General features: G+C 48.5%; 5 protein-coding genes. All 5 read left to right on the forward strand.

Annotated elements, in window-relative coordinates; genetic code table 11:
• On the forward strand, window positions 1–187 hold a 187-nt coding region (locus QT974_RS29360; protein WP_333471915.1), incomplete at its 5' end, for a hypothetical protein.
• Window positions 188–372: 185 nt separating this feature from the next.
• On the forward strand, window positions 373–2,988 hold the full coding sequence (locus QT974_RS29365; protein WP_333471916.1) for a CHAT domain-containing protein: 2,616 nt from the start codon (window positions 373–375) through the stop codon (window positions 2,986–2,988).
• A 31-nt stretch (window positions 2,989–3,019) separates the two neighbouring features.
• Window positions 3,020–3,181, forward strand: a complete 162-nt coding sequence (locus QT974_RS29370) for a hypothetical protein (protein ID WP_333471917.1) — start codon at window positions 3,020–3,022, stop codon at window positions 3,179–3,181.
• Window positions 3,182–3,287: 106 nt separating this feature from the next.
• Window positions 3,288–4,226 carry a gamma-carotene 1'-hydroxylase CruF gene (gene cruF, locus QT974_RS29375; RefSeq protein ID WP_333471918.1) on the forward strand — a complete coding sequence of 313 codons (939 nt, stop codon included), beginning with the start codon at window positions 3,288–3,290 and terminating at the stop codon, window positions 4,224–4,226.
• 495 nt (window positions 4,227–4,721) lie between these two features.
• Window positions 4,722–5,921 (forward strand): 2'-O-glycosyltransferase CruG, encoded by a 1,200-nt coding sequence (gene cruG / locus QT974_RS29380; RefSeq protein ID WP_333471919.1) that lies wholly within the window; start codon window positions 4,722–4,724, stop codon window positions 5,919–5,921.
• The last annotated feature ends 386 nt before the right edge of the window (window positions 5,922–6,307 follow it).

Raw genomic sequence — 6,307 nt, forward strand, 5'->3', positions numbered from 1 at the left:
GGGGGCAACCGATTCTGTAGCGGATAGAGGTTCGAGGGAACAAAGGGAAAATAAAGCTCGGGAAGTTGTTCCGGCCCGCGGTTGGGTGGTGAATAATCGAGGGGAGGTGACGCTGGTTGGGTACAATCCGGCTAATGCTGCTGACTCTCGCAATCCTCGATCGAATTCTGTGTGTCCGCCGCGCTGAGCAGATTTTTTTTAGTACGGGTGAACGCCGATTAAGTTGGTAATTGGTGATTGGTAATCGGTGATTTAGCCTCAAGTGTACATAATTTAAATTGTCTATTTTAATGTCCTATTCCTGACTTGCCAAATCTTCTCCCCCGATCCCGATCGGACTTTCTCTCCTTGTCTTCCTACAAGTGCTTTAATATGAAGTTTACCCGATCGCTCCGACAATCAATTTTGTTATTTGTGGTTTCCTGTCTGCTAGCCGTAGCGATTTTTCCTGCTGTGGCTCAGATAAATCCACCGCCTGGGTTACAGCTTCTGAGACAAGCTAAAACTCTCTATGCTTCTGAACGTTTTTCGGAAGCTGTACCGCTGTTGCAGCAAGCGGTGGCGCAGTTTGAGGCCAAAGGTCAAAATCTCGATCGCGCCGCAGCTTTGAGCAATTTAGCTGCAACTTACGGGCAGCTAACACTTTGGAAACCAGCAGAACAAGCTGTGAATTCGAGTTTGTCGGTGGTGCGGGCGCAACCCAAAACTCCCGAACAGCAGCGGATTCTGGGGGAAATTCTCAATATTCAAGGACAGATTCAACTCGAACGGGGGCAGAGTCAACAGGCGATCGACATTTGGACGGAATCGGCTAAAATTTTTGAGAAACTCGATAACAAAAATCAACTATTTCAAGTTCAAATCAATCAAAGTCGAGGCTGGGAAAGTCTCGGACTTTACCCGAGAGCTTGCAAAATTTTGTTAGGTTCCTTGAAGCTGGAAAACCCAACTTGCGAAGTTTCAACGGCGGGTTTAGCAAGTTTAAAAAATCAGCCAATTTCCCTGGAAAATGTTCGGGGAATGAATTCTTTAGGCAGGGTGCTGCGGGTTTTGGGAAAACTCGACAGCTCCGAGGAGATACTGTTATTAGGACTTGATGCGGCCGTCCAATTGGGACTCAAACAAGAGACGGCTGCAATAAACCTGAATCTGGGCAATACGCAGCGCGCTAAAAGCAATAAACCAGGTTTAAGCCCTCAACAGCGGGGAGAGTTGGAACGCTCGGCCCTAGATTATTATGCTCGATCGGCTCAGGAGAACTCAGGGACATCAACGATCGGGATGCAGGCGAAGTTAAATCAGTTGAGTTTGTTGGCCGATCGCAAAAATTCCGAGGAAGCAGGAGTTTTGTGGCGCTCGCTCCAACCTCAAATCTCTCAATTCCCATCGAATCGCGCTGGAATTTACGCTCGAATTAATCTCGCAGAAAGCTTGCTTAAATTGGATCGGTTTCCCATCGGTACTCCTGGTTTGAGCGATATTGAAAAAATACTTTCCCAGACAGCAGAAGCGGCAAACAGTTTGGGCGACAAGCGGATACAGGCTTATATTCTAGGAGCTCAGGGCAAGGTATACGAACGCCAGCAACAGCATTCTGCGGCTGAAAGTCTGACGGTTGAAGCTTTGAGTTTAGCACCTGCTTTTGAGTCTCCTGATATTGCTTATCAATTATTGTGGCAGCTCGGACGAATTCGGAAAGCTCAGGGAAATACAGAAGGGGCGATCGTTCAATATACTCAAGCTGTGAATGTACTGTCTTCTCTGCGGGGCGATTTGGTGACAGTCAATCCGGAAGTACAATTTTCGTTTCGGGAAAGTGCCGAACCGGTTTATCGCGAATTAGTCGAACTGCTTTTGCAAGAAGAATCGCCGAGTCAAGATAAGTTAAAGCAGGCGCGCCAAACGGTGGAATCTTTGCAGTTGGCAGAATTGGATAACTTTTTTCGGGATGCTTGTGCTGATGCCAAACCAAAGTCGATCGATGAAATCGATCCGGCGGCGGCGGTGATTTATCCGATTATTTTGAGCGATCGTTTGGAGGTAATTTTGTCAATTCCCGGCAAACCCTTGCGCCGCTACAAAACTAAGAAGACTCAAGAAGAGCTAGAAAATGCCTTCAGACAAGCCAAAAATACCATCAGGCCTGCTGCTTTTCCCAGGGACAGGTTGCCCCTTGTCCAACAGATTTACGACTGGTTAATTCGCCCAGCAGAGGCGGATTTGACTGCCAGCGGGATTAAAACTCTGGTATTTGTGCTCGACGGTTACTTGCGGAATCTGCCGATGGCGGTGCTACACGACGGCCAAAAGTTTTTGGTGGAAAAATACAGTATTGCTTTGGCGCCGGGGCTGCAACTGCTGGCGCCGAAGCCGCTGAGCCAAGTCAAGTTAAAAGTGCTGACGGCTGCTCTGTCGGAAGCGCGTCAAGGCTTCTCGGCTTTGCCGGGGGTAATGCGGGAAGTGAAGGAAATTGCGGCGCAGATGCCGGCGAGCGGGCTGCTGAATCAAGAGTTTGTCAGCGGGCGGTTGCACGATCGAATTAAAGCTTTGTCATACCCGATCGTCCATTTGGCAACTCACGGTCAGTTTAGCTCGAATGCGACGGATACTTTTATTGTGACTTGGGATCGGAAAGTGAATGTTAAGGACTTCGATCGACTGCTGCGAGCCGGCACTGGAGACAACCAACAGCCGATCGAGCTTTTGGTATTGAGTGCTTGTGCGACGGCTGCGGGTGACAACCGGGCGGCTTTGGGTTTGGCGGGGGCGGCAATTCGATCGGGAGCCCGCAGCACTGCCGCCACTCTTTGGCAAGTTAACGACGAATCTACAGCTATTTTTATGACTGAGTTTTACAAGCAGCTTGCTTCTACTAAAAGCAGCAAAGCTGAAGCCCTGCGCAACGCTCAATTAAGCCTGCTGCAAAACCGAGACTATCAAAATCCCTATTTCTGGGCGCCTTTCGTGCTGGTAGGGAATTGGCAATAATTGAAGGAAGAAGAGAAATGGAAGTCGTTCGATGGAAGTCGCAAGAAGAGAAATGGAAGTCGGCATGAAAGACGAAGCTCAAGGTAAAAAGAAGGCGATCGAGGCGGAGCGAGGGGGTAAAAACAGCCAAGAGGGGCATTTTGCACGCAATCGGACTAATCCGCCCCCAAGAAACCGGGTTTTTCGGCCCTAGCTTCAGTCTGGGAAAAATGCGAATGCCGAGTTCGTGTTGGTTTTTTGTAAAAAATTGTAAACTGTAACGAGTGCTTTCTGCATCTGATATTTTTTCGAGGAGTCCCATGAAGCAACTTTTGATGGCTGAGCGCTTTTGTCTCATAGCCCACGTCTTGTCAATGGCTTTTGGATTGGCAGGGTTGCTGCTGATTTTACCCCGTCCCGAATTGGTGATGAGTTTACCGCCCGCTGGACAAACTTTGTTCCAGTGGGGGATGGCTGGGGGTGGAGTAGTTTATATCATTTTTGGCGCAGCAGCGGTTGCTCTCTATGCCTATCGGACGTTGGGGCTGGGCGCAACGTTGACATTTTTGCTGCCTTCTGTGTTTTTATCTTTGAGTAGCGAGTTGTTGGGAACGAGTACGGGTTTTCCTTTTGGCAATTACCACTATTTGAGCGGTTTGGGCTACAAAATTGCAGGGCTAGTACCGTTTACAATTCCCCTGTCGTGGTTTTATCTCGGACTGGTTTCCTATATAATTGCTCGCGCTGGAGTCGCGGGCGGTAAAGGTGAACTCAACTGGGTGCGACAAATCGGCGCGATCGCACTTGGTGCTTTGCTATTGACAGCTTGGGATTTTGTATTAGATCCGGCGATGAGTCAAACTTCTGTACCTTTTTGGGAGTTTGAGGAAGTTGGGGCTTTCTTCGGGATGCCTTACCGCAATTTGGCGGGCTGGATGGGTACCGGAGCTGTGTTTATGTCTGTAGCAGCTTTGTTTTGGAGAACAAGATCGATTAAATTAGAGCGATCGGAATTGAGTTTGCCTTTAATTGTTTATTTGGTAAACTTTGCTTTCGGAGCAATTATCACTGTCACTTCGTTGGATTCTCGGTTTTGGTTCCCAACATCGCTAGCTGTGCTTTTGGGTGTAGTTCCGGCGATCGTCTTAAGCTGGATCGCTAAACCCGCAGCAGATGACTTAACAGAAGCAATTCCGTCTTTGGAATCTGCTCTCAAAGCTGAAATTCCATCTGAGCGCGTAGGCGCTTTGCGCAAGTAAGCGGCTGATGAGGAATCATATCGTTTCCAATCGATTGACTGCAATAATATTCGATCGCGCGTGCGGACTTTAGTCCGCAGCCTGAGTGCGGACTTAAGTCCGCACGCGCGATCCGTTTTTGTTATAGTAATTGAGCGGACACGAGCTCACTGCTAATTTGGCAAAATTTCACAGGAAATTTTGAGCTAATTTAAAAACCCGGTTTTGACAAGAAACCGGGTTTTTCAGCAATTATATTTTTATGCCAAATTACTGTAATATGTTTGAGGTCATATTGTGTCCGATCGTCGATTAACAGAAATAAGTAAGGTTCGTAGTGCGGACTTTAGTCCGCAGCATCTTCTTGCGGACTAAAGTCCGCACTACGAACCGTTTTTGTTGTGGTAATAATCGATAGGACACGATCTGAAAAGTTGATTAAATTTTTTAAATTGACACCAGCCGTAATTCCCAATTCTTCAATTGAAAATCTAAACTCTAAAATCCAAAATAGATATGATCGCCCCCAACCTCGCAAATCTCCTGACAACCATCATCCCTGCCGCACTTTTGCTGCTACAATTACCCGCCGCCGCCCTTTTAATGTCCCGGTTAATTAAAGGCCCATCGCGCATCCCGCCCCTAGAACCAGATTCGCCGACGCTGGACTTGTTGGGTGCTTGTACTGCGGTGGTTCCGACTTTGAACGAAGCAGAGAGAATTGCGCCTTGTTTGGAAGGATTGAGCCACCAAAGTTACGAGCTCCGAGAGGTGGTAGTTGTTGACAGCTATTCGGTAGATGGAACCGGAGATTTAGTCAAGGCTGCGGCGCAAAAAGACCCCCGGTTTCGGTTAATTAATGACGATCCGTTACCGCCTGGTTGGGTGGGGCGTCCGTGGGCGCTGAATTGGGGGTTTTTGGCAAGTTCCCAGAAGTGCGAGTGGATTTTGGGCATCGATGCGGATACTGTGCCGCACCCTGGTTTGATCGCGAGTTTGCTCAAAACTGCTGCTGCGGGAAATTACGATTTGATTTCGCTATCGCCGCAGTTCATTCTCAAGTATCCGGGCGAGTTGTGGCTCCAACCTGCGCTGTTAATGACTTTGGTGTATCGCTTCGGCCCCACGGGAACCGGCGGGGATGTGCCGGAACGGGTGATGGCGAACGGTCAGTGTTTCCTCTGCAAGCGCGAGGTTTTGGTGGCTTTAGGGGGCTATGAAGTGGCAAAAGGTTCTTTTTGCGATGATGTGACTCTGGCTCGCTATGCTGCGGCTCAGGGCTTTAAGGTGGGCTTTTTGGACGGGGCGAAAGTTTTGAAGGTGCGGATGTATGAGGGGGCGATCGAGACTTGGAACGAGTGGGGGCGATCGCTCGATTTGAAAGATGCTGCTTCTGGCGGTCAAATTTGGGGCGATTTGTGGCTGTTATTCGCGGTTCAAGGTTTGCCGGTGCCGATCGTCCTGTGGTATTTGCTATCGGGTTCCCTACCTGCGATGGCTGTATCTGTGCAGTTTGGGCTGTGGGGATTGAATGTATTTTTGGTCGCAGTGCGATCGGCTTTGTGTTTCGCGATCGCTCCTTCGTACGATCGAACTGAAGCTTCTGGTAAATGGCTGTTTTGGCTGTCACCTTTAGCCGATCCGTTAGCGTTTGTGCGGATTCTAATTTCTGCGTTTAATCAGCCGACTCAGTGGCGCGGCCGCAAGTATAGTTAGTGACAAACCTCCGAAAAAACTCGGCGGTTCAAACCGCGCCTATACAAACAATGTCCGCCTGCGCGGACTAAAGAGTAAACATTCGTAGGGTGTGTCGCCATCGATTCTCCATTGAATCCTCCGACAATTTCAAGCATTGCTTTAAAAAACTTGTAAAAATTCACGGATCTAGCTTTGTTGAAATGATTTCAAAAGTTTTAGAAGTATTTGTAGGGTGCGTCGCCCTTGAAAATTCCTAAATTCAATCGAAAATTTCATGGCGACGCACCTGACATAATTATTGGGCTAATGAAACTGAGGGTTGTTTGCACTGGCCCTTGAAGAAGCCAGGGGGTGCATCTGGTTTTTGAAGCCTGAAGAAGCATGACCGCAGATAAGTTATTAGT

This window comes from Microcoleus sp. BM001215392 (assembly GCF_036700185.1).
Lineage (GTDB): Bacteria > Cyanobacteriota > Cyanobacteriia > Cyanobacteriales > Microcoleaceae > Microcoleus.

Excerpts from the sequence above, each read along its gene's own strand:
- QT974_RS29365 (WP_333471916.1), top strand. The coding sequence starts at position 373 with ATGAAGTTTACCCGATCGCTCCGACAATCAATTTTGTTATTTGTGGTT.
- QT974_RS29370 (WP_333471917.1), top strand. The coding sequence starts at position 3,020 with ATGGAAGTCGCAAGAAGAGAAATGGAAGTCGGCATGAAAGACGAAGCT.
- cruF (WP_333471918.1), top strand. The coding sequence starts at position 3,288 with ATGAAGCAACTTTTGATGGCTGAGCGCTTTTGTCTCATAGCCCACGTC.
- cruG (WP_333471919.1), top strand. The coding sequence starts at position 4,722 with ATGATCGCCCCCAACCTCGCAAATCTCCTGACAACCATCATCCCTGCC.